This is a genomic window from Brevundimonas sp. (assembly GCF_041648115.1).
In the GTDB taxonomy this organism is placed as follows: Bacteria; Pseudomonadota; Alphaproteobacteria; order Caulobacterales; family Caulobacteraceae; genus Brevundimonas.
The window spans coordinates 18307-45052 of the sequence record NZ_JBAZPR010000014.1; the positions used below are offsets into that span (position 1 = coordinate 18307).

Annotated in this window: 28 protein-coding genes; 12 read left to right on the forward strand and 16 right to left on the reverse strand. The window is 68.0% G+C overall.

Annotated features, from left to right (window positions below; all coding sequences use genetic code 11):
• Positions 1-68: 68 nt before the first annotated feature.
• The 9 genes from WC597_RS13335 (at position 69) to WC597_RS13375 (ending at position 9832) form a co-directional block, all read left to right on the forward strand.
• A complete protein-coding gene (locus WC597_RS13335; protein WP_372693931.1) occupies positions 69-1607 on the forward strand; it encodes a Do family serine endopeptidase in 1539 nt (512 codons plus the stop codon).
• Between the two features lie 329 nt (positions 1608-1936).
• Positions 1937-2608 carry a response regulator transcription factor gene (locus WC597_RS13340; protein WP_017504381.1) on the forward strand — a complete coding sequence of 224 codons (672 nt, stop codon included), beginning with the start codon at positions 1937-1939 and terminating at the stop codon, positions 2606-2608.
• A 62-nt stretch (positions 2609-2670) separates the two neighbouring features.
• A complete protein-coding gene (locus WC597_RS13345) occupies positions 2671-3069 on the forward strand; it encodes an endonuclease domain-containing protein (RefSeq protein WP_372693933.1) in 399 nt (132 codons plus the stop codon).
• The gene (locus WC597_RS13350; protein WP_372693935.1) at positions 3070-4491 is read left to right on the forward strand and encodes an ATP-binding protein; all 1422 of its coding nucleotides are present in this window, start codon (positions 3070-3072) and stop codon (positions 4489-4491) included.
• 139 nt (positions 4492-4630) lie between these two features.
• Entirely contained in the window at positions 4631-7552 is a 2922-nt protein-coding gene (locus tag WC597_RS13355; RefSeq protein WP_372693937.1) for a bifunctional [glutamine synthetase] adenylyltransferase/[glutamine synthetase]-adenylyl-L-tyrosine phosphorylase, read from the forward strand.
• Between the two features lie 47 nt (positions 7553-7599).
• Positions 7600-8262, forward strand: coding sequence for an EF-hand domain-containing protein (locus WC597_RS13360; protein WP_372693939.1), 663 nt, complete (start codon positions 7600-7602; stop codon positions 8260-8262).
• A gap of 66 nt (positions 8263-8328) precedes the next feature.
• Positions 8329-8913, forward strand: coding sequence for an RNA polymerase sigma factor (locus WC597_RS13365; RefSeq protein ID WP_372693941.1), 585 nt, complete (start codon positions 8329-8331; stop codon positions 8911-8913).
• Positions 8910-9317: a hypothetical protein gene (locus WC597_RS13370; RefSeq protein WP_372693943.1), complete on the forward strand. Its 408-nt coding sequence runs from the start codon at positions 8910-8912 to the stop codon at positions 9315-9317. The genes WC597_RS13365 and WC597_RS13370 overlap by 4 nt, the downstream gene beginning before the upstream one ends.
• Positions 9314-9832 carry a periplasmic heavy metal sensor gene (locus WC597_RS13375; protein ID WP_372693945.1) on the forward strand — a complete coding sequence of 173 codons (519 nt, stop codon included), beginning with the start codon at positions 9314-9316 and terminating at the stop codon, positions 9830-9832. The genes WC597_RS13370 and WC597_RS13375 overlap by 4 nt, the downstream gene beginning before the upstream one ends.
• 13 nt (positions 9833-9845) lie before the next feature.
• Here WC597_RS13375 and WC597_RS13380 read toward each other — a convergent pair whose 3' ends face one another.
• The 3 genes from WC597_RS13380 to WC597_RS13390 form a co-directional block, all read right to left on the reverse strand.
• A complete protein-coding gene (locus tag WC597_RS13380) occupies positions 9846-10526 on the reverse strand; it encodes a bifunctional 4-hydroxy-2-oxoglutarate aldolase/2-dehydro-3-deoxy-phosphogluconate aldolase (RefSeq protein ID WP_372693947.1) in 681 nt (226 codons plus the stop codon).
• Between the two features lie 157 nt (positions 10527-10683).
• The gene (locus tag WC597_RS13385) at positions 10684-11022 is read right to left on the reverse strand and encodes a hypothetical protein (RefSeq protein ID WP_372693949.1); all 339 of its coding nucleotides are present in this window, start codon (positions 11020-11022) and stop codon (positions 10684-10686) included.
• 46 nt (positions 11023-11068) lie between these two features.
• Positions 11069-11884, reverse strand: coding sequence for an alpha/beta hydrolase (locus tag WC597_RS13390; RefSeq protein WP_372693951.1), 816 nt, complete (start codon positions 11882-11884; stop codon positions 11069-11071).
• Positions 11885-11930: 46 nt separating this feature from the next.
• Here WC597_RS13390 and WC597_RS13395 point away from each other — a divergent pair, with 46 nt between their 5' ends.
• On the forward strand, positions 11931-12188 hold the full coding sequence (locus WC597_RS13395) for an Lrp/AsnC ligand binding domain-containing protein (RefSeq protein ID WP_306002252.1): 258 nt from the start codon (positions 11931-11933) through the stop codon (positions 12186-12188).
• Here the strand turns inward: WC597_RS13395 and WC597_RS13400 are convergent.
• Positions 12185-12688: a GNAT family acetyltransferase gene (locus WC597_RS13400; RefSeq protein ID WP_372693953.1), complete on the reverse strand. Its 504-nt coding sequence runs from the start codon at positions 12686-12688 to the stop codon at positions 12185-12187. The genes WC597_RS13395 and WC597_RS13400 overlap by 4 nt on opposite strands.
• Positions 12689-12802: 114 nt before the next feature.
• Between WC597_RS13400 and hmgA the strand changes: the two genes are divergently transcribed.
• Together hmgA and WC597_RS13410 are read left to right on the forward strand one after the other, a co-directional pair.
• Positions 12803-14098 carry a homogentisate 1,2-dioxygenase gene (gene hmgA, locus WC597_RS13405; RefSeq protein WP_372693955.1) on the forward strand — a complete coding sequence of 432 codons (1296 nt, stop codon included), beginning with the start codon at positions 12803-12805 and terminating at the stop codon, positions 14096-14098.
• Entirely contained in the window at positions 14095-14457 is a 363-nt protein-coding gene (locus tag WC597_RS13410; RefSeq protein WP_372693957.1) for a hypothetical protein, read from the forward strand. The genes hmgA and WC597_RS13410 overlap by 4 nt, the downstream gene beginning before the upstream one ends.
• Positions 14458-14536: 79 nt before the next feature.
• On the opposite strand, the gene WC597_RS13415 is transcribed toward WC597_RS13410, so the two are convergent.
• The 12 genes from WC597_RS13415 to hisG all read right to left on the reverse strand — a co-directional run bounded on the left by WC597_RS13415 (position 14537) and on the right by hisG (position 26744).
• Positions 14537-14842, reverse strand: a complete 306-nt coding sequence (locus WC597_RS13415) for a hypothetical protein (RefSeq protein WP_372693959.1) — start codon at positions 14840-14842, stop codon at positions 14537-14539.
• A gap of 81 nt (positions 14843-14923) precedes the next feature.
• Positions 14924-15895 carry a glucokinase gene (gene glk, locus WC597_RS13420; protein WP_372693961.1) on the reverse strand — a complete coding sequence of 324 codons (972 nt, stop codon included), beginning with the start codon at positions 15893-15895 and terminating at the stop codon, positions 14924-14926.
• A 30-nt stretch (positions 15896-15925) separates the two neighbouring features.
• Positions 15926-17815, reverse strand: coding sequence for a phosphogluconate dehydratase (edd, locus tag WC597_RS13425; RefSeq protein ID WP_372693963.1), 1890 nt, complete (start codon positions 17813-17815; stop codon positions 15926-15928).
• Positions 17815-18531, reverse strand: coding sequence for a 6-phosphogluconolactonase (pgl, locus tag WC597_RS13430; RefSeq protein WP_372693967.1), 717 nt, complete (start codon positions 18529-18531; stop codon positions 17815-17817). The genes edd and pgl overlap by 1 nt, the downstream gene beginning before the upstream one ends.
• Positions 18524-19984 carry a glucose-6-phosphate dehydrogenase gene (gene zwf, locus WC597_RS13435; RefSeq protein ID WP_372693969.1) on the reverse strand — a complete coding sequence of 487 codons (1461 nt, stop codon included), beginning with the start codon at positions 19982-19984 and terminating at the stop codon, positions 18524-18526. The genes pgl and zwf overlap by 8 nt, the downstream gene beginning before the upstream one ends.
• 48 nt (positions 19985-20032) lie before the next feature.
• Positions 20033-20659, reverse strand: a complete 627-nt coding sequence (gene hisIE / locus WC597_RS13440; RefSeq protein WP_372693971.1) for a bifunctional phosphoribosyl-AMP cyclohydrolase/phosphoribosyl-ATP diphosphatase HisIE — start codon at positions 20657-20659, stop codon at positions 20033-20035.
• Positions 20656-21423, reverse strand: coding sequence for an imidazole glycerol phosphate synthase subunit HisF (gene hisF / locus WC597_RS13445; RefSeq protein WP_372693973.1), 768 nt, complete (start codon positions 21421-21423; stop codon positions 20656-20658). Before hisF ends, hisIE begins: the two co-directional genes overlap by 4 nt.
• Positions 21420-22157 (reverse strand): 1-(5-phosphoribosyl)-5-[(5-phosphoribosylamino)methylideneamino]imidazole-4-carboxamide isomerase, encoded by a 738-nt coding sequence (gene hisA / locus WC597_RS13450; protein ID WP_372693975.1) that lies wholly within the window; start codon positions 22155-22157, stop codon positions 21420-21422. The genes hisF and hisA overlap by 4 nt, the downstream gene beginning before the upstream one ends.
• Positions 22151-22750: an imidazole glycerol phosphate synthase subunit HisH gene (gene hisH / locus WC597_RS13455; RefSeq protein ID WP_372693977.1), complete on the reverse strand. Its 600-nt coding sequence runs from the start codon at positions 22748-22750 to the stop codon at positions 22151-22153. Before hisH ends, hisA begins: the two co-directional genes overlap by 7 nt.
• Positions 22751-22916: 166 nt before the next feature.
• Positions 22917-24341 carry an imidazoleglycerol-phosphate dehydratase HisB gene (gene hisB, locus WC597_RS13460; RefSeq protein WP_372693979.1) on the reverse strand — a complete coding sequence of 475 codons (1425 nt, stop codon included), beginning with the start codon at positions 24339-24341 and terminating at the stop codon, positions 22917-22919.
• Positions 24342-24543: 202 nt separating this feature from the next.
• Positions 24544-25863: a histidinol dehydrogenase gene (gene hisD, locus WC597_RS13465; RefSeq protein WP_372693981.1), complete on the reverse strand. Its 1320-nt coding sequence runs from the start codon at positions 25861-25863 to the stop codon at positions 24544-24546.
• Positions 25863-26744 (reverse strand): ATP phosphoribosyltransferase, encoded by an 882-nt coding sequence (gene hisG / locus WC597_RS13470; RefSeq protein WP_372693983.1) that lies wholly within the window; start codon positions 26742-26744, stop codon positions 25863-25865. Before hisG ends, hisD begins: the two co-directional genes overlap by 1 nt.
• Between the last annotated feature and the right edge of the window lie 2 nt (positions 26745-26746).

Sequence of the window (26746 nt, forward strand, 5' to 3'; positions counted from 1 at the left end):
GGTTCGGCCTATATCAATCGCGAAACCGGCGCCCGCATGGCGCAGGACAGAGGATCGCAAGGACCACGATGCTGAAGCGCAAGGAGTTCATTCTCGGGGCCGCGGCCGGCCTGACCCTGGCGGCGGCGGCGACCGCCGGCGGCGTCATCAACTGGCCCGGCGCGCACGCGGAACCGCAGGCGGTCAACAGGATCACCCCGGTCCCGGCCAACGGCGACGCCTTCACGCCCCCGCCGGGCGCGCCCAGCAGCTTCGCGACCATCTTCGATCAGGTCTCGCCCGCCGTCGTTCAGATCGACGTGACGGTCAAGGTCGATCAGCCCCAGGGCGGCGGCGCCTTCACCATCCCCGGCCTGCCGTTCCAGTTCGTGCCGCCGCAAGGTCGTGGCGGTCAGAACAATGACGAGCCGCAGACGACTCAAGGCGCGGGCTCGGGCTTCTTCATCTCCCAGGACGGCTTCATCGTCACCAACAACCACGTCGTCGCCGACGCGACCGAGATCAAGGTCAAGATGTCGGACGGCCGCGAACTGCCGGCCCGCCTGATCGGCCGCGATCCCGCGACGGACCTCGCCGTGATCAAGGTCGAGGGCGCCGACTTCAAATACGTCAGCTTCGAAGAGACGGCCGAACCACGCGTGGGTGACTGGGTCATCGCCATCGGCAACCCGTTTGGCCTGGGCGGCACCGCCACGGCCGGCATCGTCTCGGCCAAGGCGCGCGACATCGGCGGAGCTGAAAGCCCCTATACGGACTTCCTTCAGATCGACGCCGCCATCAACCGGGGCAACTCGGGTGGCCCGACCTTCGACATCCACGGCCGCGTCATCGGCGTGAACTCGGCCATCTATTCGCCCACCGGTGGATCCGTCGGGATCGGCTTCGCTATTCCTGCCGAGGTCGCCAAGCGCATTACCTCGCAGCTGATGCGGGGAGAAACCATCGAGCGAGGCTATCTCGGCGTCCAGATCCAGACCTTGGCCCCCGAGGCGGCGGCGGCCTTGGGCCTGCCGGAAAACACCAAAGGCGCTTCGGTCGGTGAGGTAACTGCTGGCGGCCCGGCCGCCCGAGCTGGTGTGCAGATTGGGGATATTGTGACGGCCGTGGATGGCCAGGTGGTGACCAATAACACCGAACTGACCCGCCGTGTTGGCGCTGCAAAGGCTGGCGACACTCTTCGCCTTGACATTCTTCGCGACGGCCGCCGCCAAACTATAAACGTCCGAGCTGGGCGTCGTCCGTCGGAAGCTGAGCTTCAAGGTGGAACTAAAGGCGGTGATGAGGCACCGTCCATGCCAAGCGCGCCGTCGGGTGCCGTGGTTGAGGGTATGCAGATTGCTCCAATGTCTGATGCGCTGCGCCAACGCTATTCAGTGCCAGCCGAGGTCAACGGTGTAGTTGTTACTAATGTGGAGCGTGGTTCGAATGCGGCTGGCCTAGGGATGCCGCCCGGCGTTGTAATTATGCGCGCTAACAACCGCGCTGTGAACAGTCCATCCGATCTTGAAGCAGCAGTGGCAGCAGCTAAGGCTGCCAGCCGCCCGGGCATTCTTCTGCTTGTTCGAGCGCCAAATGGCAACACGTCGATAGTATTACCATTTAAGTGAGAATTTCGTTAGATTGCGTTGACTCCCCTATGAGTTGTGTTAAAGTTCTTGTGGTCCTTTAACCGTGGAGAATTGCTCTGCGTATTCTGGCACTGATTTCAACTTTAGTTGTTTCGCAAACTGTTTTTACTACATCTGTGTCGGCCCAAGCAGCAGTCAGATACGGTTGCCATGGAACCATGTGTTGCTGGGTGTATGCTGACGGCACCTACAAGTGCGTACACCGAGCCTAAAAGTCGAATGATCGGCATTCTGACCAAGCCTTAACTCACCCTATCGCCGCCGATGCGCTACCATCGGCGGCGATTTTGATTCCGGGAGGGGTTTCGATGCGGATTCTGGTGGTCGAGGATGACGCCGAGGCGGCGACCGCCATGGTGCGGGGCCTGTCCGAAGCCGGACATGAGGTGACCCACGCCGTGGACGGCGCCTTCGGGCTGCTGGAGTCGCAAAAGGGCGGCTACGACGTCTATGTGGTGGATCGGATGATGCCGCGCCTGGACGGCGTCGGCATGGTCGAGACGGTGCGCAAGGGCGGCGATCAGACGCCGGTCCTGTTCCTGTCGGCCCTGGGCGAGGTCGAGGACCGGGTCACGGGCCTGAAGGCCGGCGCCGACGACTATCTGGTCAAGCCCTACGCCTTCGCCGAGCTGATCGCCCGGGTCGAGGCCCTGGCCCGCCGTCGTGAGACGGGCGGCGTCCAGACCGTGCTCAAGGTCGGCGACCTGGAGATGAACCTGATCGGCCGCACCGTGCATCGCGGCACGACCGAGATCGATCTTCAGCCGCGCGAGTTCCAGCTGCTGGAGTTCCTGATGCGCCACGCCGGCCAGTCGGTGACGCGCACCATGCTGCTGGAGAAGGTGTGGGAATACCATTTCGACCCCCAGACCAACGTCATCGACGTCCACATCAGCCGCCTGCGCTCCAAGATCGACAAGGGCTTCGACCGCGCGATGCTGCAGACCGTGCGCGGGGCGGGGTATCGGTTGGAGGCGTAGGCAACTTCCCTCCCCTTTATGGGGAGGGACGATCGCGCAGCGATCAGGGTGGGGAAGTGCTCATGTCTTCGGAGACATATCGCGCTCGCGCGATGCGCAAGGCGATGACCCCGCCGGAGGCGCGGATGTGGGCCAATCTCAAGCGGCTTCGCGGCGAGGACTTTCACTTTCGCCGTCAGGCGCCCTTCAAGGGTTATTACCTGGACTTCGTCTGTTTCAAGCACCGTCTGGTGATCGAGGTCGATGGACAGGTGCATCAGTTGGATGAACAGATACGCCATGATCGGATCAGGGATGCGGTCCTGGCGAAAGAGGGGTTCGTCACCCTGCGCTTCGACAATGCGGCCATCCGCGACAACATCGGCGATGTGATGGATTTCGTCGTGGCCAGGCTCAAGAACTCCCCCACCCTGGCGTCGCTGCGCGCCGCCGTCCCTCCCCATGAAGGGGAGGGAGAATAGTTGCGCCTTCCCTCCCTCCTTCGCCGCACGCCCTTCCGGCTGACGCTGCTGTTCCTGGCGCTGTTCGTGGCGGCGGCGGGGGCGATTCTGGCCTATGTCTATTTCGCCTCGGCGTCCGAGGCCCAAGGCCGGGCCAAGGCGGATGTGGAGATCGAGCTGGGCGCCCTGACGGCGATCCATCGCACGCGCGGCATCGACGCCCTGAACCAGGCGCTGGTCGAGCGGTCGATCCGGGGCGGGCCGTATCTGTATCTGCTGACCGACGCGGCCGGAAAGACGATCACCGGCAACATCACGGAATCGCCGATCGACATCGACCTCAGCCTGCCGGCCGGCGCCAGCGACTGGGAGACCTTCCGCCTGACCGACACGGACGCGCAGGGTAAGGTCCAGCGTCGCCGCTCCATCGGGGTGATCACGACCTTGACCGGGGGCGAGCATCTGTTCGTCGGTCAGGACATCGGCGACATCGAGGACTATCTGGCCCGCCTGACTCAGGCCCTGTGGGGGGCGATGGGGCTGGTGATGCTGCTGGGCCTGGCGGGCGGTCTCTACATCAGCCGACGGGTGGAACAGTCCATGGCCGGGCTGAACCGGGTCGTTCAGGCGGTGCAGGAGGGCGACCTCAAGGTCCGCGCGCCCGTCCGCCACACCGGCGACGAACTGGACGAGCTGGGCCAGGGGCTAAACACCATGCTGGACCGGCTGGAGGCGTCGATGTCCTCGATCCGCCACGCCGGCGACGCCATCGCCCATGACCTACGCTCGCCGCTGACCCGGATGCGGGCCAAGCTGGAGGTGGCTCTGATCGACGCCGAGGCGGGCAAGATCGACGGGGTGGAGGCCCTGGGCATCGCCCTGGACGAGGCCGATCATCTGCTAAAGACCTTCAACACGGTCCTGGCCATCGCGCGTCTGCAGGCGGGCGGCGCGCCGGACCCCAGGCTGATGGACGCCGCCGACCTGGCCGCCGACATGGCCGAGCTTTACGAGCCGGCGGCCGAGGACAAGGAGATCGACTTCTCGTCCGAGGTCGAGCGCGGCCTGATGGTCGAGGGCAACCAGCCCTTCCTGGCCCAGGCCTTGGCCAACCTGATCGACAACGCCATCAAATACACCCCGGCCGGCGGGGCCGTGAAGCTGCGCGCGCGTCGGCGCTCGTCGGGCGAGATCGAATATTCGGTCACCGACACCGGACCGGGCGTGCCTGAGGAGGATCGCGAAAGGGTGGTCCAGCGTTTCGTGCGCCTGGACAACAGCCGCACCGAACCCGGCTCGGGCCTGGGTCTGTCGCTGGTGACGGCGGTGGCCGAGGCGCACGGCGGCCGGGTCGTGCTGGACGAAGGGCCCGGCGCCTATGGCGATTTCGGGCCGGGGCTGCGGGTGGCGCTGGTGCTGCCTGCGGCCTCGGGTTCTCTGTAAACTCCGCTCATCCCGGCGAAAGCCGGGACCCAGTTCTTTAGGTGCTCGGACTTGTGAGTGTGTCTTGGATCGTGGTCCAACGCCCTGCTGAGCGAAAGCACTGGGTCCCGGCTTTCGCCGGGATGAGCGGAAGATTTGAATGCCTGATCTCAAGTCCAACCCCCTATTCCAATCCCTCGCCCCGGCCGGCCCGGTCGCGAGCCCCGTCGCCGCCGACCGCCTGCAAGAGACCTTGATCGAGGCCGCCGACGCCGACGGCTGGCGCGACACACTTGACGCCGCCTGGCCCGCTCTGGCCCCGGTCGCCGGAGCGTCGCCCTATCTCGCCGGTCTGATGCGTCGCCGGCCGGCCCATCTGCGCCGCCTGTTGGAGGAGGATCCCGCCGCCAGCCTCGTCCAGATCATCCGCGACACCGATGCGCTGGACGCCGAGCCGGACGAGGTCCGCGCCCCGCTGCGGGTGCTCAAGGCAGACCTGCATCTTCTGACCGCGCTCGCCGACCTCGGCGGTGTCTGGGATCTGGACCAGGTCACCGACGCCCTGTCGAAGTTCGCGGACGCTTCATGCCGCGCCGCCCTGCGCGCCGTCGCGGCCGAGCAGCGTGCGCGCGGCCGTCTGGTGTCGCCACCGGGCGATCCGCGCGGCCCGATCCCCGGCCTGTTCGGCCTGGCCATGGGCAAACACGGCGCCAACGAGCTGAACTACTCCTCCGACATCGACATTTCGCTCTTCTTCGAGCCGCGCCTGATGGTCCTGGCCCTGCGCGAGGGCGAGGAGATGCAGGACTTCGCCAATCGCGTCGGCAAGGGGATCGCCACCCTGCTGACCGAGCGGACGGCCGACGGCTATGTCTTCCGCGTCGATCTGCGGCTGCGGCCCGATCCGTCCTCGACCCCGCCGGTGGTCGCCGGGCCGATGGCCCTGGCCTACTATGAGAGCGTGGGCCAGAATTGGGAGCGGGCGGCCTTCATCAAGGCGCGGCCGGTGCTGGGCGACATGCGCGCGGCGGGCCGGTTCCTGAAGGCCATGATTCCCTTCATCTGGCGGCGCAGCCTGGACTACGCCGCCGTGCTCGACATCCAGTCGATCAAGAAACAGATCCACGTCCACAAGACCGGCGAGGGCTTGCACGCTGCCGGGGCCAATCTGAAACTGGGGCGCGGCGGCATCCGCGAGATCGAATTCTACGCCCAGACCCAGCAGCTGATCCTGGGCGGGCGCGATCCGGCCTTGCGCAAGCAACGCACGCTGGAGGCGCTGAAGGCGCTGGCCGACGCCGATCACATCCCCCAGGCGGTCGCCGAAGAGCTGTCGGCCGCCTATGTCGAACTGCGCGGGCTGGAGCACCGGGTGCAGATGCTCGACGACGAGCAGACCCACCGCCTGCCTGAGGACCGCGAACGTCGCGCCGCCGTCGCCGCGCTTGCCGGTTTTGGCGAACTGGCGGCCTTCGACGCCCATGTCGAGGCCCTGCTGGTCCGGGTCAACACCCGCTATGGCGAACTGTTCGAGGGCGGCGAGGATCTGGATTCGAGCTATGGCAGCCTGGTCTTCACCGGGGTCGAGAACGATCCCGAGACCCTGGAGACCCTGCGCCGCATGGGCTTTTCCGAGGCCCCGTCCGTCGCTGCTGCCATCCGCAGCTGGCACCACGGCCGCATCCCCGCGACGCGGACGGCGCGAGGGCGCGAACTGTTCACCCGCCTGGCGCCGCGCCTGCTGGAGGCCCTGGCTCGGTCGGGCGCTCCAGACGACGCGTTTCGCCGTTTCGCCACCTTCTTCTCGGGCCTGGCGGCGGGGGTCCAGGTCCAGGCCCTGTTCCTGAACCAACCGAAACTGTTCGAGATGGTGCTGGGCGTCATGGCCTTCGCGCCGCGCCTGGCCCGGACCCTGGGGCGGCAACCGGCGGCGCTGGACGGGGTGCTGGACGCGCGGTTCCTGGTCGATCTGTCGGAGGAGACCGGCCTGACGGAACAGATGTTGCGCGAGGCCGGCGAGACCGAGGATTTCGAAGGCGCCATGAACGCCGTGCGTCGCCTGCACCGCGAGCAGATGTTCCGCATCGGCATCCACGCCCTGACAGGACGTGCGGGGCCCGAGGCGGCGGGTCGCGCCTATGCCGCCCTGGCCGACGCGGCGATGCGGACTCTGTCGCTGGCGGCCCTGGCCGAGACCGAACGGTTGGGCGGCGCCTTGCCCGGCGCAGTCGCGGTGGTGGCTCTGGGCAAGGCCGGATCGCGCGAGATGACGGCAGGGTCGGACCTGGATCTGATGACCCTTTACGAGGCGCCGCCCGAAGCCGTGTCCGAGATCAAGGGCTGGACCTCTGACGTCTTCTACGCCCGTTTCACCCAGCGGCTGATCGCGGCCCTGTCGGCGCACACGGCCGAGGGCGGCCTGTATGAGGTCGACATGCGGCTGCGGCCCACCGGCTCCAAGGGGCCGGTGTCGGTGCGGCTGAAGGCCTTCGACGACTATTACGCCCGCGAGGCCGAGACCTGGGAGTTCATGGTTCTGACCCGCGCCCGCGTCGTCTGGGCCAGCGACGACAAATTCTGCGCTCAGGTGTCCGCCGCCATCGAGGCCGCCCTGCGTCGCCCGCGCCCCGGCGTCGATATCGCCGCCGATGTCAGGAAGATGCGCGCTCTGATGGATCGCGAGCGTCGCCCCCACGGCTTCTGGGATTTGAAACTGTCGCCCGGCGGCCAGGTGGACGCCGAGTTCGCAGCCCAGTTCCGCCAGCTCCAGGCCGCCGCCATCGGCGAACCCCTGACCCTGTCGACGCTGGAGGCCCTGCACGACGACCCGGTCCTGGCCGAGGCCTGGCGGGTGCAGCAGCGGCTGGCCCACCTGCTGGCCGCCGCCTTCGAGGGGCGGGTCGATCCCGAGGCCGAGCCGTCTGTCTTCCAGCTTCGTCTGGCCGAGGCGGCGGGGGCTCAGGATTTCGAGAGCCTGAAGACCGAACTGACCGACCTGCGGGCGCGGGCGCGCAAGGCCTTCGAGCGGGCTGTTCCTGCAGGCCGCGACGGAGATTCGGAGACGCCGCGTTCAATCTCCTGACAGGGCAATGTCAAAGGGCGTGCAAGGCGCCCGTGGAGATGATCGAGATGAGAAAGACCTTTCTGACCGGCCTGAGCGTCATCGCACTGGCCGCCGTCGCCGGCGTCGCGACCGCACAGGTTCCCCCCGCTGGCGCGGCCGCTCCGCATCAGGCGCGCGGCGAACCGAACCGTCAGATCACGCGCGCCGAGTTCGTCGATACGCGCGTCGCCCGCCTGACCGCGCTGGATGCGGACCGCGACGGCACGGTCAGCGTCGAGGAGCGTCAGGCCGGCATGCAGGCCCGCCAGGCCGAGCGCGCCGATGCCCGCTTCACCAAGCTGGACGCCAACGGCGACGGCTCCATCAGCCGCGCCGAGTTCGACGCCGGCCATGCCGCTCGCCCCGATCGCGGCCCGCGCGCCGAACGCGCCGGCAATCGTGAGGGTCATCGCGGCGGTGCGCGTCACGCCATGCGCGGTCCCGGTCGTCCGGGCGCCGAAGGTCGTGGCGCCGGCCGGGAACGCGGTCCGGTGGTGATCTCAGACGTCGCCGCCACGCTGGGCGAGCGTTTCGTCAAGATGGACGCCAACCGCGACGGCGTGATCTCGGCCGACGAGCGTCGCGCCGCCATGACCGCCCATCGTGCAGAGCGTCAGGCCCAGCGTGCGGAACGCCGCGCAGCCCGTCCGGCGCAACAACCGGCTTCCCCCGCCCCGGCTTCGGAGTAAGAACGGTGTCGGGGTCGGCCGTCATGAACGAACCGGTCCCTTTCGTCAGCAGCGGAAGAGGCAGGTTTGGTCGCGATCGTCGACCCCGACGAGGATCTGGTGCGCCGGGTGGGTCAGGGCGACCCGGCGGCCGCGCAGACGCTCGTCGCGCGCAAGCTGCCGCGCATCCTGGCCTTGGCGCAGCGGATGCTGGGCGACGCGGCCGAGGCCGAGGACGTGGCCCAGGAGGCCATGCTCAAGGCCTGGCGACAGGCGCCGAAATGGGCGCCCGGCAAGGCGCGGTTCGACACCTGGCTGCACCGCGTCGCGCTGAATCTCTGCTACGACCGGCTGAGGCGACGGCGCGAAATCCCCACCGATACGCCGCCGGATCGCCGCGACGAGGGACCGGCGCCGGATCGGGGGCTGCTGGCGGCGGAAACAGGCGTGCGGGTCGATGCGGCGCTGAAACGTCTGCCGGACCGTCAGCGCGAGGCCATCGTCCTGTGCCATTATCAGGAGCTGTCCAATATCGAGGCGGCGGCCCTGATGGAGATCAGCGTCGAGGCGCTGGAGAGTTTGTTGTCGCGCGGTCGTCGCGCATTGCGTCAGGCCCTTTCGGACATGGCCCCAGCCGGGTCGCCAAGGGCGGGTAGAGGAGACGGACGATGAAGGCGGAACGGTTGCACGAACTGGCGGACGCCTACGGCGCCGACCTGCGTCGGTGGCCCGCCTCCGAGCGCGCCTTCGCCGAAAGCCTGATCGCGGCCGATCCGTCGCTGAAGTCGGTGCTGGACGAGGCGGCGACGCTGGACGCTCTGCTGAATGCGGCTCCGGCGCCGGTTCCGTCCGCCGCCCTGACCGCGCGTGTTCTGGCTGTCGCGCCCAAACGCAAGGCACGCAGCCGGCTGGGGCGTGCAGTCTGGTATCTGGGGGCCGGATGGGCCGCCGCCGCCTGTGCGGGCGTGGTCGCCGGCGTCGGCCTGACCACCCATCTGACCGCCGACGCGCGGGCCGATGCGGTGCTCTATCAATCCTCGCTGACCGGCGTGGACGACACCGAGGTTCTGGGATGACGCCGAAGACCCTGAAGATCGCCCTGGCCGTTTCGGTGGCGTTGAACGTGTTCGCGGTCGCGGGGGCCGTGACCTATGGCGTCAATCGCGACCGGATCGAGCGCAAGATCGAGGACCAGAGACGGCCCGGTCGTGAAGGCCCGCTGGCCGAGGTCCTGACTGATCTGGACCCCGCCGTTCGCCAACGCGTGCGGGCCGCCTTGCGGGAATCCGCCTTGGCCGCACGGCCCGATTTCGAGGCGGCGCGGGCTGCCCGGCGTCAGGCTATCGACATCGCCGGCCAACCCACGCTGGACGTCGCTCGCGTCGAGACCCTGCTGGAACAATCACGAGCCGCCGAGATGCGTGGCCGCACGCGGTTGGAAAACGGCGCCGTCGCCGTCCTGGCGACGCTGACGCCGGAAGAGCGCAAGGCCCTGACGCCGATACTGCAACGCAAGGGCGACGCCCGGCGCGCCATCGTCCATCACGGCGAGCGAAACGGTCGTCAGCGGGACGACCGTCCGTCCCGCTAAGCCGTTCGGCCGATCAGCCCTTCTTGGACGCCCGGAAGGCGGCGACGGCGTCCACCGTCGCGCGGACCTTGGCCTCGATGGCGGCCCAGTCGCCCGACTTGACGGCCTCGTCCGTCACCAGTTTGGAGCCCATGCCCGCCGCCACGATCCCGGCGCCGAACCATTTGGCGATGGAGGCCTCGTCCGGGTCCACGCCGCCCGTTGGCATGATCTTGACCCAGGGCATCGGTCCCTTAACCGCCTTGACGAAGTCCGGGCCGCCGACCGACGAACCGGGGAACAGTTTGACGATGTCGCACCCCAGTTCGTGCGCCTCTCCGATGTCCGTCACCGAGCCGCAACCGGGGAAATAGGCGACCATGCGGCGGTTGCAGACCCTGGCCACGTCGGGGATCAGGCAGGGACTGACCACGAAGCGCGCGCCCCGATTCAGATACAGCGACGCCGTGCCCGCATCGACGACCGAGCCGATGCCCAGAACCACGTCCGGGTCGGTCCTGATCAGTTCGCGATTGATCTCGCCGAACAGGTCGCAGGCGAAATCGCCGCGATTGGTGAACTCGACTACCGGCGCCCCGCCGCGCGCGCAGGCGCGAATGACGTTCAGGCTGACCTCGGCGTCGGGGTGATAGAAGACCGGGCAGACGCCTTGGGTCTCCAGCGCCTGAAGCACGCTGACGCGATCATGGGCCATGGTCTGTCTCCGCCTGTCCCGACGCGGGCCGGGATTTTGTGTTGCAACGACCGGTCGTCCCGGCCCTGATCCCCTGCTTATCCCAGCCGACGCGAAATGCGAAAGCGCCGCGCGGCGGCTTTCGCGGGGCCGGGCGGAACTTATTGTTTCACCGGTGTCAGTCGCCGCCGGCTCGACCGTCGTCCGGCCCGCATCCCTTGGCCAGCAGGGCGGCCTCGACCACCGACAGCCGGGCCTGGGCCGCGCGTTCAGCGTCGGGCCTGGCCGTCGAATAGAGAACGGGCCGCTGCGAGAACCTGGGCCGCCCGCCTTGCGCGATATGGGCGATCTTCTGCGCCGTGTCCTCGGCGACCAGACGCTGGCCATGGAGTTGGCTGCAGGTCATCGCGCCCGCATCGACGGCGCTCAACGTCGTCAGCATCGGATATTTCGTCCCCACGCACCCCGCCAGGGCGAGGCCGCAAACGAGGATCGGGATCGGTGCGTGTCTGGACATGGCGATATTGTGGAGGGCGCGGACGCCTCCGTCCACGGGTTCGCCGTCAGCATGCGGCGCGCGCGTGCGCCAAGGCGGCCAGCCGTTCGACCATCGGGCTGTCTGTATCGAACAATGGATTCAGCACCGTGAAATGGTTAAGAGCCGGCAGGGCCTCGAAGCGTGTTTCCGCGCCTAGAGCGCCCCAATGCTCGGCCATGTCGCGGCTTTGCTGAAGGAAGGCGTCGCTCTCGGCGCCGCCGACGATGCAGTCCAGAACGGCGCCGGCGGGCGCGGGCCAGTGGATCGGCGACAGGGCGCGGGCCTCGGGCGGGTTGAGGTCCAAGGCGGCGTTCAGCGAGGTCGGGATCAGCGGCTCAAGCTCGAACACGCCGGATATGGAGATGGCGGCCCAAGCGCCACCCTCCGACAGCAGGCAGGCCGCCATATGCCCGCCCGCCGAATGGCCGCTGACGACGGGGCGGGCGCCGGTGCGGTCATGGATCAGATCGACGGCGGCGCGCATCTGATCGACGATCCAGCCCAGCCTAATGGTCGGCGCCAGGTCATAGGTCGGGATGGCGACGCTGACGCCGTGGGCCAGCAGGGGCGGGGCGACGAAACTGAACCAGCCGGCGTCCAGCGCCTGCCAATATCCGCCGTGGATGAAGACCACGACGGGCGCGCCTTTCCCCGCATCGAACCAGTCGATCCGTTCACGCGCGCCGGGGCCGTAGTGCAGAATTTCTGGCGGATGAGCGGTGCGAGCGGCCTCCGATCCCGCCTTCCAGCGCGCCATGACGGCGGGGTGGTCGGGGACCAGGGCGCGGTTGTTATATTGCGCCTCCAGCACGGCGTCTGTGTCTTGCGGCTTACCCGGCACGTGTTCATCCGCTAGGAACGCCCTCGAACCAGAGGACTGATCCGCCATGATGACCGCCATCTTCGTCTTCATCAAATGCGAGCTGGGCTACGCCAACGAGGTGGCGGCCGACATCGTGGACAATGTCGAGAACGTCTCGGAGGTCTATTCGACCTCGGGCCAGCACGATCTGCTGGCCAAGTTCAACCTGCCGCGCGACGCCGACATCGGCACCTTCGTGACGAAACAGGTGCAGACGCGACCGCATGTGCGCGACACCTTCACCGTGATCACCTTCTCGCCTTTCCTGCCTTCGAAGGGCTAGGTCGCGGCCTTTCGCTTGACCTTGTCCTTGCGGTCCTCGGCCTCGTCGTCGTCGCCGACCTTTTCCTCGACCGTGGCCGACAGGCGCTGGAAGACGCCTAGCCCGACCAGAACCATCACCGAGGCGACCAGCAGGGCGGTGGGATAGAGCAGCAGGGCCACGTCCTCGCGCGCCGTCTTGAACACGACCACCAACGCCTCCAGAAACAGGGCGATGACGATGGTGGACAGGAATTTGGTCAGGCTGCGCCGGGCCTCGGCGGCGCTGCGCTTCTCGTTGCCGCGCCGCACCTCGTCCTCGAAGATGTATTTGGCCACGTCGAACACGGCGATGGCGACGATGACATAGCCCAGCACGTCCAGCACGGCGTCGGCGCCCGACTTGTCCGGCAACCCGATCCCCTCCAGCGCGTCCTTCACGCCGAAGCCGATCAGGGCCATTGCGGCCAGCAACAGCAGCAGGCTGGCGAAGGCGAAGACCGCCCGGGTCAGATAGGTCATGGAAATCCCTCCGTGAGGCCAGAGCAACGCGCCAACCGCCAAGCTGTTGCCTCGCCGCAAAAGGGTGACGCTGACCCAAGGGACGGCTAAACCGGCGTCATAGGGAGACACGACATGACGCGATCCAACGCGCCCGCCTATCTGACCGGCTTCGGCAATCATTTCGCGACCGAGGCCGCGCCTGGCGCACTGCCGGTGGGCCGCAACTCGCCGCAGAAGACGCCGATGGGCCTGTATGCCGAACAGCTTTCGGGCACGGCCTTCACCGCCCCGCGCGCCGAGAACCGGAGAAGCTGGCTGTATCGCCTGCGCCCCTCGGCCCAGCATGGACCGTACACGCCCTTCGGCCAGGGTCTGGTGCGCTCCGGCCCGTTCGACGAGACGCCGCCCAATCCCAATCGGATGCGCTGGGACCCGCTGCCGATGCCCGAGGCGCCGACCGACTGGGTCGAGGGGCTGACGACCTATGGCGGAAACGGCGAGCCGGACGCGGGCGCAGGCGCGGGCATCCATCTTTATGCCGCCAACCGTTCTATGACCGACCGGGTTTTCTACGACGCCGACGGCGAGCTGCTGATCGTGCCGCAAGAGGGGGCGCACCGCTTTGTCACCGAGATGGGCGTGATCGAGGCCGAGCCGGGCCATGTCGTGCTGATCCCACGCGGCGTGCGCTTCCGCGTCGAGGTCGAGGGACCGGTGCGCGGCTATGTCTGCGAGAACTACGGCAGTCCGTTCCGACTGCCGGACCTGGGCCCCATCGGCTCGAACGGCCTGGCCAATCCGCGCGATTTCGAGACCCCGGTCGCGGCCTATGAGGACGTGGATCGTCCGACCGAGTGCGTCCAGAAATATGGCGGCCGCCTGTGGGTCACCACCTTCGATCACAGCCCGTTGGACGTTGTCGCCTGGCACGGCAATCTGGCGCCCTGCCGCTATGACACGGCGCGGTTCAACACGATCAACACCGTCAGCTTCGACCACCCGGACCCGTCGATCTTCACCGTCCTGACCAGCCCGTCGGAGACGCCGGGCACCGCAAACATCGACTTCGTCATCTTCCCGCCGCGCTGGATGGTGGCCGAACAGACCTTCCGGCCGCCGTGGTTCCACCGCAACGTCATGAGCGAGTTCATGGGCCTGGTGACCGGCGCCTATGACGCCAAGGCCGGTGGGTTCGCACCGGGCGGCGCGTCCCTGCACAACCGCATGAGCGGGCATGGCCCCGACCAGGCCAGCTATGAAGGGGCGATCAAGGCGGAGCTGAAACCGCACAAGATCACCGACACCCTGGCCTTCATGTTCGAGACGCGCGCGCCGATCCGCGTCACGAAATGGGCGTCCGAATCACCGCAGATGCAGCTCGACTACGACGACTGCTGGTCAGGCTTCACCAAAGGACAGATCTCATGATCCGTATTTCCTTCATCGCCGCCGTCGCCTTGCTGGCTGCCGCCTGCTCGTCCCAGCCGACGGGCTCCGCCTCCGATGCGCCGATGCAGAGCGCGGACGCCGCGTCCTGCGCCACCCGAGGCGGCACGATGCAGCAGGTGGGGCGGATGCAGTCCTGGCAGTGCGTCGTCCGCTATGCCGACGCCGGCAAGCGCTGCGCCGACGGCGATCAATGCCAGGGCGACTGCCGCATCGAAGGCAACAGCGGCGTCGCGCCCGGCGCGGCGACGGCCGGCGTCTGTCAGGCCACCAGCGACCGCTTCGGCTGCAATACTCCGGTCGAGGATGGCAAGGCCGGCGCGACCCTCTGCATCGACTGACCGTCAGGCACGAAAAAACCCCCGTCGCGAACGACGGGGGCTGATCCATCCGTAAACGGATTTAGTGGGTCGCCCGACCTTAGTGGGTCGAAGGCGTGTTGGCCGTGGTGGCGCCGCCGTCGGCGTTGCCGGCTTGCTGCTCGACCATGTCGGCCTTGCGGTCGGCGTTCTCCTCGACCTGATCGGCCTGGGCGTTCAGAGCGCCGGCCTGAGCGGCGGTCGGAGCGGTCGCGGCTTGCGATTCCAGTTGATCGGCGCGGGCCTCGCCCGTCGCTTCGACGGCCCCAGCTTGCTTTTCAGCGGCCTTGTCGGCGGCGCTTTCACCGCAGGCGGCGACGCCGGCCAGCATGAACAGCGAGGCGGCGGCGATGGCGATCTTCTTCATTTTCGTTTCCTCTCCTTGGTGGAAATCAGGAAACGTCACGGCGGCGAAACGGTTCACGCCGCCGTGATATTTTCGTGATCTTCAGTCTTCGGATTGGGCGAAGGCGACGCGTGCCGCGCCCAACAGGGCGGCGTGTTTGTGCATGATCACCTTGGTCGGAATCTCGGACATATAGTCCTTGAACCGGCCCTTGCGCTCGAACCGCTGGCGGAAGGGGCTGGCCTTGATGAAGGGCAGGATACGCGGGACGATGCCGCCGGCGATATAGACGCCGCCGCGCGCGCCGGTAGTCAGGGCGATGTCGCCGGCGACCGCGCCCAGGATGGCGCAGAAGCGGGCCAGGGTCGCGCCGCACGGGCTGTTGGGGTCCGCCATCGCCGTCTCGGTGATTTGGGCCGGATCGTCGATATGGGTCTCGCGCCCGTCGATCTCGGCCAGAGCCCGGTGCATGTTCAGCAGGCCGGGACCGCAGATCAGCCGTTCGATCGAGACGCGGTCATAACGGCGACGCAGGATGCGCAGGATTTCGTCCTCGATCGGATCGCCGGGCGGGAAACAGGCGTGACCGCCTTCCGACGGCATGGCCATTTCCTTGCCGGCCGCGTCGCGCACCAGGGCCGAGACGCCGAAGCCGGTGCCGGGACCCAGCACCGCAACCGTCGAATGGGGATCGCCGTCGACCGGCCCGCCCAGGCTTTCCAACTGGTCCTCGGGGACGATGGGCGCACCCCAGGCCAAGGCCTCGAAATCATTGATCAGTTTGACCGGCTTCAGGCCCAGGGTCTGAAGTTCGCTCTCCGACACCGCCCAAGGCGAGTTCGTCAGGTCGATTGCCCCTTCCGTCACCGGACCGGCCACGGCGATCACGCCGCCAGTCGGCTTGACCTCGCAACCGTCCACGTAGGCGGCGACGCCTTCCAGGAAGGTCGGATAGGTCTCGGCCGGGAAGCTCTCGTGGTGGTCCAGCATGGGCTTGCCGTCCACCATGCGGGCTACGGCGAAGCGGGCGTTGGTGCCGCCGACATCACCGACGAGGAGGGTCTTGTCATTCATGGGGTCGTTTCCTGCGCTCGGTTCGGTGGATCATGCGTCCACGGTCCGGTCGACGAAGTTGGGGTTGGGCGGCGTGTCGTCATGACCGCGTGAACCGGTTGGAACGGCGAAACAGACTGTCGCCCCCTGTTCGGCCGTGGTGACCACATGGCGGAAGGCGCCGAACATCTCGCGGCCATAGCCCCAGGACGAACCCTCGGCGTTGTCGGCGGATCGGGCGGCGAGGGGGCGGGCGGTCAGGTCGGCGATCCCGACCGTGGTCAAGACCCCGGCCTCGGCGTCCAGGCGGATGATGTCGCCGTCCCGGACATGGGCCAGCGGGCCGCCTGCCAGGGCCTCAGGTGACACGTGAATGGCGGCGGGCGTCTTGCCGCTGGCGCCCGACATGCGGCCGTCGGTGACGAAGGCGACCTTGAACCCCTTGTCCTGAATGACCGACAGGGCCGGCGACAGGCTGTGCAGTTCGGGCATGCCGTTCGCCTTCGGACCCTGGAAGCGCAGGACCACGACCACGTCGCGGAACAGCTTGCCGTCCCGGAAGGCTTGCAGCGCGTCTTCCTGGGTTTCGAACACGGCGGCGGGGGCTTCGACGATGCGGTTCTCGGGCTTCACGGCGGAGATCTTGATGACCGCGCGGCCCAGGTCGCCCTTAACCAGACGCAGCCCGCCCTCCTTGTCGAACGGGTTCGAAGCGGGGCGCAGGATGTCCAGGTCCAGGCTTTCCGCCACCCCGTCGCGCCAGACCAGTTCGCCGTCCACCATCGACGGTTCCTGGAAATAGGCCTCGATGCCCTGACCCATGATGGTGGTCACGTCCGAGTGGATGTTGCCGGCCATCGCCAGTTCGCGGGCGATGAAGGCGACGCCGCCGGCGGCCTGGAAGGCGTTCACATCGGCCGAGCCGTTGGGATAGACCCGCGCCAGCAGCGGCGTGACCGATGACAGTTCGTCCATGTCGGTCCAGTCGATCAGCACGCCCGCCGCCCGCGCCATGGCGACCAGGTGGATGGCGTGGTTGGTCGAGCCGCCGGTGGCCAGCAGGGCCACGATCATGTTGACGATGGACTTCTCGCTGATGACGTCGGCCATGCGGCACTCGCCGCTGCGGGCCAGTTCGACCGCGCGCTTGGCCGCCGCCGCCGTCAGGGCGTCGCGCAGGCCGGTGTCGGGGTGGACGAAGGCGGTGGACGGCATGTGCAACCCGCCCAGCTCCATCATCATCTGGTTGGAGTTGGCTGTGCCGTAGAAGGTGCAGGTGCCGGGCGAGTGGTAGCTGCCAATCTCGCTTTCCAGCAGGGTGTGGCGATCCACCTTGTTCTGCGCATATTCGGCGCGGACTCGGGCCTTTTCCGCGTTCGGAATGCCCGACGGCATGGGGCCGGCGGGGGCGAAGACGACGGGCAGGTGGCCGAACGCCAGGGCGCCCATGAACAGGCCAGGCACGATCTTGTCGCAGACGCCCAGCATCAGGGCGGCGTCGAAGGCGTCGTGCGTCAAGGCGACGCCGGTGGACATGGCGATCACGTCGCGGCTGAACAGCGACAGCTCCATGCCCGGACGCCCCTGGGTCACGCCATCGCACATGGCGGGGGTGCCGCCGGCGACTTGGGCCGTGGCGCCGACCTCGCGCACGGCTTTCCTGACCACGTCGGGGAAGCGTTCGAACGGCTGGTGGGCCGAGAGCATGTCGTTATAGGCGGTGACGATGCCCAGGTTGGGTTTGGATCCATCCATCGCCGTCAGCTTGTCGGCGATGGTCTGACCGGCGAAAGCGTGGGCCCAGTTGGCGCAGCTCAGCTTGGCGCGGCCGGTCCCGCTGTCGCGAGCGGCGTCCATGCGACGGATATAGTCGGCGCGGGTCTCGCGGCTTTTCTCGACGATGCGGGCGGTGACCGCGGCGACCGTGGGGTGAAGCGTCATCAGCTTTCCTCCGTCCACAGAACTTCAAGGGGAACGCCTGCGGCGATCAGGGCGGCGATGGGCTGGATCTTCGGATCGCCCTGCGCCTGTTCTTCGAACACCCGCCGCTTGGCCCCGCCCTTCAGGCCCAGGATCACCCGGCCCGCCGACATCAGATAGGGCAGGTTGATCGACAGTCGTTCGAGGCTGGGCGCCATGCCGTCGCGCCCATGCGGCACGCCCAGGACCGTCGGCTTCAGCGTCGGCGTCAGCAGGGTCTTCAGCGTCGGGCTTTCCGGGAACATGGAGCAGATATGGCCATCCTCGCCCATGCCCAGAAGGACCGCGTCGAAACGCCCGCCCGCATCGGCCAGGGCCTTGGCCGCCACGATGCCTGCACGGTCCACCGTGACCTCGGGCGTGTAAAGGGGGATGAAGCGCGCCGCAGCCGCCTTGTCCTGCAACAGCACGTCGCGGATCAGGCGAGCGTTCGATTCCGGCGAGGTCTCGGGGACATAGCGCTCGTCCACCAGGGTCACGGCGATCTTCGACCAGTCCAGATCGGTCGCCGCGAGACGGCGATAGACCGGGGCGGGCGTCGAACCGCCAGGACCGGCGAACAGGGCGCGGCCATTGTCGCGCACGGCGGCGTTCAAGGTCTCGGCCAGGCGCGTGGCGATGGTCGCGGCCCAGGTCTCGACGGTGGGGAAGGTTTCGATGGGGTGGGGCTCAGACATCGGTCGTGTTCCAGTCGCGGCCAGTGCGCATCATCAGCATGTCGGCGCTGTCGGGGCCCCAGGTGCCGGCGACGTATTCGTCGGGCTTCAAGCCGGATTCGGCCCAGGCCTCGGAGACCTCGTCCACCCATTTCCAGGCCTGTTCCGCTTCGTCTCGGCGCACGAACAGGGTCGAGTCTCCCGCCATCGCATCCAGCAGCAGCCGCTCGTAGGCGATGCGGCGGCGGGGCGGGGCGGCGGACTTGCCATCGACGCCCCACGACAGGCTCATCTTGATCGGCTGAAGCTGCATCCGCCGATCCAGGCCGGGACGCTTGTTCATCACCGTCAGCGAGATGTCTTCCTCGGGCTGCAGCTCGATGATCATGCGGTTGGCCTGCACTTCTCCCCGGTCGTCGCGGTCGAAGATCGAGTGGGGAACCGGCTTGAACTGGATGACGATCTCGGTGCGCTTCTCGGGCAGGCGTTTGCCGGTCCGCATGAAGAAGGGCACGCCGGCCCAGCGCCAGTTGTCGATATCGGCGCGCACCGCGACGAAGGTTTCGGTGTCGGACGGCTGGCCGCGTTCCTCGTCATAGCCCTTGACCGGCTTGCCCTCCGAGACGCCCGCCACATACTGGCCGCGCACGGTGACGCGCTCGACCTCGTCCACCGTGACGGGACGCAAGGACCGCAGCACCTTGACCTTCTCGTTGCGCACCGAGTCCGGGTCCAGGTCGCTGGGCGGCTCCATCGCCACCAGGCACAGCAACTGGAGCATATGGTTCTGCAGCATGTCGCGCAGGGCGCCGTATTCGTCATAGTAGGGCCAGCGGTCGCCGACCCCCACCGTCTCGCCGACCGTGATCTGGACGTGGTCGATGGTCAGATTGTTCCACAGCGGTTCGAAGATCGTATTGCCGAACCGCAGGGCGATCAGGTTCTGGACCGTCTCCTTGCCCAGATAGTGGTCGATGCGGAACACCTGGCTCTCGCTGAAGGCGTGGGCCACGGCGTCGTCGATTTCCAGGAAGGACTTCAGGTCGCGTCCGACCGGCTTTTCCAGCACGATGCGGCAGTTCTTGTCCGCCAGGCCCGCCGCCTTCATCGCCGTGACGATGCGGGCGTAAAGCGAGGGCGAGACGGCCAGGAAGGACGTGACCTCGCCGTCGCCGACCTTGTCCTTCAGCGGCTTGAGGCTGTCAGGCGAGGTGGCGTCCACGGCCAGATAGTCCAGACGGGCCTTCATCTTGGTCCAGCTGGTTTCGTCCCAGGCCTGGTCGGCCTCGGCGCGGGCCTTCACGGCCTCATGCACCTTGGCGATATAGTCGTCGGCGCTCTCTTCCGAACGGGCGGCGCCGATGATCTTCAGTCCTTCAGGCAGAAGACCGTCGTGTTCGAGGAAATAGAGCGACGGCAGCAGCATGCGCATCGCCAGATCGCCGCCGCCGCCGAACAGAATGAGAGCCGCCATAGAATTTCCCTCGACTGTCCCATTTGTCGGGACGAACGCCTTTACGGCCTAGCCGCTGGCTTTGCCCGCTTCCGCACGCGAGGCCAACACGTCCAGCACGTCCTGAAACACCATGTTACGGGCATGGAGAAGAACGAGCAGGTGATAGATCAAATCCGCAGCCTCGCTGGCGAGTTCCTCGTCAGGGCCTGCGACGCCGGCCAGAGCCGTCTCGACACCCTCCTCGCCGACCTTCTGGGCGATGCGTTTGGGCCCCTGGGCGATAAGTTTGGCGGTCCAGCTTTCGGACGGATCGGCGGCGGCGCGCACGGCGATGGTCTGTTCCAGCCGGGCGATGCGGCCCACGCCCGGCGCGTCGGCCTCGCCGAAGCAGCTGGTCCGGTTCAGGTGGCACGCATTGCCGACCGGGTTCACCGACAGGACCAGGGCGTCGTTGTCGCAGTCCGGCGTGACGCCGACGACATGCAGCCGGTCGCCCGAGGTCTCGCCCTTCCTCCACCGCCCGCCGCGCGAACGCGAGAAGAAGGTGGCCTCGCCGGACGCGAGGGTTTCGTCCAGGGCGGCGCGGTCCATATAGGCCAGGGTCAGCACCTGAAGCGTGGCGGCGTCCTGAACCACCACGGGAACCAGGCCGTCGCCCTTGGCGAAGTCGATGGTGTTTGGATCGAGGGTCATATCCGCATCTCCAGGCCTTGCTCGGCCAGGTATCGTTTGAGGTCGGGAATGGCGATGGCGCCGGTGTGGAAGACGCTGGCGGCCAGGGCGCCGGAGACGTCGGCCTGTTCGAACACAGCCTTGAAATGCTCGGGCGCGCCGGCGCCGCCCGACGCGATCAGGGGAATGGTCAGGCGCGCGCGGGCGGCGGACAGTTGGGCCACGTCATAGCCTTTGCGCACCCCATCCTGATCGATGCAGTTCAGCACGATCTCGCCGGCGCCGAGGCCTTGCGCCTCGTCCAGCCAGTCCAGGGTGCGCTTTCCCGCGTGGCGGCGCGCGTCGGGATCGCCGGTGTATTTGTGGACCACCCAGTCGCCGTCCTCGAACCGGCTGTCGACGCCGACGACGACGCACTGGCTGCCCAGTCGCGCGGCCATGTCGGCGATCAGTTCGGGGCGTTCCAGGGCGGGCGAGTTGATCGACACCTTGTCCGCCCCGTGATCCAGGCAACGCGCCGCCTGGTCCACGCTGCGGATGCCGCCGGCGACGCAGAAGGGGATGTCCAGCAGCCGGGCGATGTCCTTGATCCAGCCATAGTCCAGCGTCCGCCCCTCGGGACTGGCGGTGATGTCGTAGAAGACCAGTTCGTCGGCGCCCGCGTCGCGGTAACGGGCGGCCAGGTCCGCCGCGTCGCCCATATCGGTATGGCCGACGAACTTCACGCCCTTGACCACCCGGCCATCCTTGACGTCCAGGCAGGGAATGATCCGGCGCGCGGTCACGACCGTTTGGCCGTCGCGATGGCCTCGGGCAGGGTGAAGCGGCCTTCGTAGAGGGCGCGGCCGACGATGACTCCGTGACAGCCCAGAGCCTTGACCGCCGCGATGTCGTCCAGCGACGAGACCCCGCCCGAGGCCTGGAGCACCAGATCGGGGCGGCGCTGACGGATTTCCGCCAACAGATCCAGGTTCGGTCCGGTCATTGCGCCGTCGCGGCCGACGTCCGTGACCAGCAGATGCTTTGCCGTCCCCTTGGGATAGCGATCCAGCGCCTCCCACAGGGTGACGCCCGACGACTGGGTCCAGCCCTTCAGGGCCGGGACGGGCACGCCGTCCTCGATCTTGACGTCCAGGGCCAGGGTGATGTGTTCGACGCCGAAGCCCTTGAGCCAGGCGGCGACGTCGTTGGGCTGGGTCACGGCGAGAGAGCCGACGACGACGCGGGATACGCCCGCGTCCAGCAGCTTGGCCACGTCGTTGGCGCCGCGCACCCCGCCGCCTGATTGGATCTTGACGTCGATGGCCTGGGTCAGTTCGCCGATCAGGCCGTGCTGGCGCGCTTCGCCCGCCTCGGCGCCGTCCAGATCGACGATGTGGATCCACTGGGCGCCCTCGGTCGCGAAGGCGGTCAGGCGTGCAGCCGGCTGTTCGTCATATCGCGTCACCTGATCGAACTTGCCGTGCATCAGGCGCACGCAGACGCCGTCCTTCAGGTCGATGGCGGGATAGATCAGCATGGCAGGCCCAGGAAGTTCTTGAGGATGGTCGCACCGGCCTCTGCCGAGCGTTCGGGGTGAAACTGGCAGCCCCAGCGGTTGGCGGATCGCACCATGGCCGGAACGACCCCACCATAGTCGGCGCGGGCCAGGGTCGCCGGGCCGTCGGGACAGACGAAGCCGTGAACGAAATAGGCGTAGGCGCCGTCGGCGACGCCGTCCAGCAGCGGGTCGTCGCGGTCCCGCGTCAGGCGGCTCCAGCCCATGTGCGGCACCGGCAGATCGCCTGCGGGTTCCAGCCGGATCACCATGCCGGGGATCAGGTCCAGCAGATCGACGCCGTCGCCTTCGTCGCTGCGCCCGAACAGCAGTTGCTGACCCAGGCAGACGCCCAGCAGGGGGCGGGAAAAGGCGCGGATCGGTTCGACCAGACCCAGTTCGGACAGGCGGCTCATAGCGTAACCTGCGGCGCCGACGCCGGGCAGGATGACTCGTTCGGCGTCCGCGATCACGGCGGGATCGTCGGTCAGGCGCACGGTCGCGCCCAGCCGTTCCAGCGCGAACTGGACCGAGGCGACGTTGCCGGCGCCATAGGCGATGACGGCGACTTCCATCAGCCTTCTCCCCTCGGGGGAGAAGGTGGCTCGCGGAGCGAGACGGATGAGGGAGCTGCTGGACACAGGACCTCTCTTGCCGTCACTGAGGCGGACAGAGCCCCCTCATCCGAGCCCTTCGGGCCCACCTTCTCCCCCGAGGGGAGAAGGAACGCGGGTCCGCTCATCATAGCACCCCCTTGGTCGATGGCACCGCGTCGCCCTCGACGCGGATGGCCTGACGGAGCGCCCGGCCGAAGGCCTTGTAGACGGCCTCGGTCTTGTGGTGGTCGTCCTGGCCGGTGACCGAGATGTGGACGGCGGCGCCCATGGCCTCAGCCAATGAACGGAAGACGTGCGCCGTCAGGTCGGTGCGATAGTCGCCGATGAAGGGGGTGTCGAACGTGCCCTCGAACAGCGGATAGGGGCGGCCGGACAGGTCGATGGAGACGGTGGCGTTGGCCTCGTCCATCGGCAGGACGAAGCCGTAGCGGGCGATGCCTTTTCTTTCGCCCAAGGCCTGTTTCAGCGCCTGGCCCAGGGCGATGGCGCTGTCCTCGATGGTGTGGTGCGGGTCGGTATGCAGGTCGCCCTCGCACTGAAGCCGCAGGGAAAAGCCGCCGTGGGCCGCGATCTGCTCCAGCATATGGTCGAAGAAGCCGACGCCGGTTTCGATCTTCACCGTACCGGGGGCGTCCAGGTCGACGGCGCAGACGATGCGGGTCTCTTTCGTATCGCGCACGGCCTGGCCGACGCGGGACGGGCGGCGCTTGGCGGGCGTCAGGCCGAAGGCGGCTAGCAGCCGGTCGTTGACCTCGGGCTTGATCGAGACGGGCAGGCGCAGGCGGTCGCCCGACAGGTCGGCCTCGACGCCATAGGCCTTCAGACCGGCCAGCGCCGCAGCAGGGTCTTCCGGCCGGGCCATGATGATGGGGCCGACGCCGGCCTCGACCGGCATCTGGCGAGCCAGTTCGCGGGCGATCCGCTCGCGCTCGCGTCGGACCGAGGCGATCCGCTCGGCGGTCTCGATCATCCGCGACGGATCCAGCGCCTGCTGGGCCAGCCGCACGAGAGGTTCGGGCAGGGCGTAGGGTTCGAGGACAGACGCCAGGCGGGCCAGGGTCGGGGCTTGTGCGATGGCGGCGCCGACGCGGGCGCCGGCCAGACCATAGGCCAGGGACAGGCTGCGCAGGACGATCAGGTTCGGCTGCTCAGCGACGACCGTGACGGCCGAGACGCTGTCGGAGAACTCGATCAGGCCTTCATCCACCACCAGCAGGGCGGGGGCGACGCGGGCGGCCATTTCGGCGACGGCCTCGGGCGAGCCCAGCGCGCGGATGACGACGACGGCGGGTTCGCCCCTGGCCGGATAGATGGCGGCGAGACTGTCATAGGGCTCGGCCTTGGGGGCCTCGACCGAACCGCCGTCGCGGGCGGCGAGGCGCCAGGCCAGCTCCAACCCGTGGGTCAGGCCGCGCACCGGCAGGACCTGCTCGGCGGGCACGGCGTAGACGGCGGCCATGCGGGCGCCCAAGGCCGACGCGTCGCCAGGATAGCGGTCCAGGCCCTCGCCGCCGGAGACCAGCGGGGGATAGGGGGCGGGCAGGGTCATTGGATGGCGCCCCGGACAAAACGAGGTGCAATCAGTGCAATTGGTCTCAAATCGGCGCCCAAAAAACAGGGTGCAATGTGTGCAGTTCGCCTAGATGCGCTCACGATAAAAGAGGGTGCAATCAGTGCACTTCGTCCATTCAAGGCTGGGCGACGCACAGGAGGTGGGGCGAGGGCGGGGTCTTGTCCAGAGGCTGCGGCGTTCATCCCTCACTCCTCAGATCGGCGGCGCGGGCGTGGGCTTCGAGGCCCTCCATCCGGGCCAGGCGGGCCGCGATGGGCGCCAGCGCGCGGGCGCCGGCCTCGGTCACCAACTGAACCGACATAGTGGTCATGAAGCTGGACGTGGTGACGCCGCCCAGGGTGCGGGCGCCGCCGTCGGTCGGCAGGACGTGGCTGGGGCCCGCCGCATAGTCGCCCAGGGTCTCGGCCGCGAACCGACCGACGAAGACGGCGCCGGCGGCGTTGATTGAATCGACCAGCGGCTCGGGGTCGTCGATCTGGATCGCCAGGTGTTCGGGACCATAGAGGTTGGCGACCTCTGCGGCGTCGTCGAGATCGCGGACCAGGATGGCGCGGGCCTCGGTCAGCGAGGCGCGGGCGATGGCTTCGCGCGGCAGGGTGGCGATCTGAACCTCAACCTCCGACAGGATGTAGTCGATGGTGGCGCGGCTGGTGGAGACGAGGATGACCTGGGCGTCGGCGTCGTGTTCGGCCTGGCTGAGCAGGTCGGCGGCGGCGATCTCGGGCGCGGCGTCGCGGTCGACGATGATCATCAGTTCGGACGGGCCGGCGGGCATGTCGACGGCGGGGCCGCCGGTGAGAGCGGACGCCTGTTTCTTGGCTTCGGCGACATAGGCGTTGCCTGGGCCGAACAGCTTGTCGCAGGCGGGGATGATCCCGTCCTCCAGTTCGACGCCGAAGGTCAGGGCGGCGATGGCCTGGGCGCCGCCCATCAGCCAGAGGGCGTCCAGGCCCGCCTCGGCCGCCGCCAGGATCATGGCGGGGTGGACGCCGCCATCCTTGTTCGGAGGCGTGACGGCGACACGCTGGCCCACGCCCGCGACCCCGGCCGGAATGGCCAGCATCAGCAGGGACGAGAACAGGGGGGCGGTGCCGCCGGGGATGTAGAGGCCGGCCGAGGCGATCGGACGCCAGGCCAGTTTGGAGCGCACGCCGGGCGTGGTCTCGATGAAGGGGGTGTCTTCCGGCCTGGTCGCCTGGTGGAAGACGCGCACGTTCTCGGCCGCCATGCGCAGGGCGCGCGCGTCGGCGGGCGGCAGGGCGTTGCGGGCCTCGGCCACCGCGCCAGGCGTGATGGCGATACGGCGCGGCGGCGCCTTGTCCAGTTTCAAGCACCAGTCGGCGACGGCCGCGCCGCCGCGCATCCGCACGTCGTCCAGGATGGTGCGGACCACCTCGGTCACGTCGCCGGCGGTGCGCTGGGCAGGGCGGGCCAGTGCCGCTTTCTTGCCGGTGGCATCCAGGGCCGACCAGTCGATGCGTTTGAAGGCGGAGGTCATCACATCATCTTCTCGATGGGCAGGACCAGGATGGCCGAGGCGCCGGCGGCCTTCAGCTTCTCCAGCGTCTCCCAGAAGACGGCCTCCTGACAGACGGCGTGGACGGCGACAGCATCGTCACGACCCATCAGGGGCATGACAGTGGGCGAACCGGCGCCGGGCAGGATGGCGGTGATCTGATCCAGCGCCGAACGCGGCGCGTTCAACATGACGTATTTGGCGCCCTGCGAGGACACCACGCCGGACATCCGTTCGATCACGCTGTCCAGCAGGTGCTGCAGGCCGGGCTCGGGCGCGACGGGGGACTGGATCAGGACCGCCTGGCTTTCCAGCACCGTGTCCTTGGCGCCCAGGCCGTTGGCCTCCAGTGTCGCGCCGGTCGAGACCAGGTCGCAGATGGCGGCGGCCAGTTTCAGCCTAGGCGCGACCTCGACGGCGCCGCGCATGACGACGATGTCGGCCTTGACCCTCCGCTCGTCCAGAAAGCGACGCAGGATCTTGGGATAGGACGTGGCGATGCGCAGGCCGTCCAGCGAGGCCGGGCCGTCATAGGCCAGGGTCGGAGGCGTGGCGATCTTCAGGGTGCAGCGGCCGAAGCCCAGCGGCATGACGATGGAGGCGTTGGCGCCGCCGTTCTTTCCCTCTTCCAGCACGTTCTCGCCGACGATCCCCAGGTCGCAGACGCCGTCGGCCACGAAGGTGGGGATGTCGTCGTCGCGGACGCGCAGCAGGTCGATCGGATAGTTCTCGACCCGATACAGCAGGTCGTTGTGGCCCTTGACCCATTTCAGGCCCGCGTCGCGGATCAGGTCGAGGCTGCGGTCGGCCAGACGGCCGGATTTCTGGACGGCGATGCGAAGCCGGCCCTGGACGGTGCTCATGT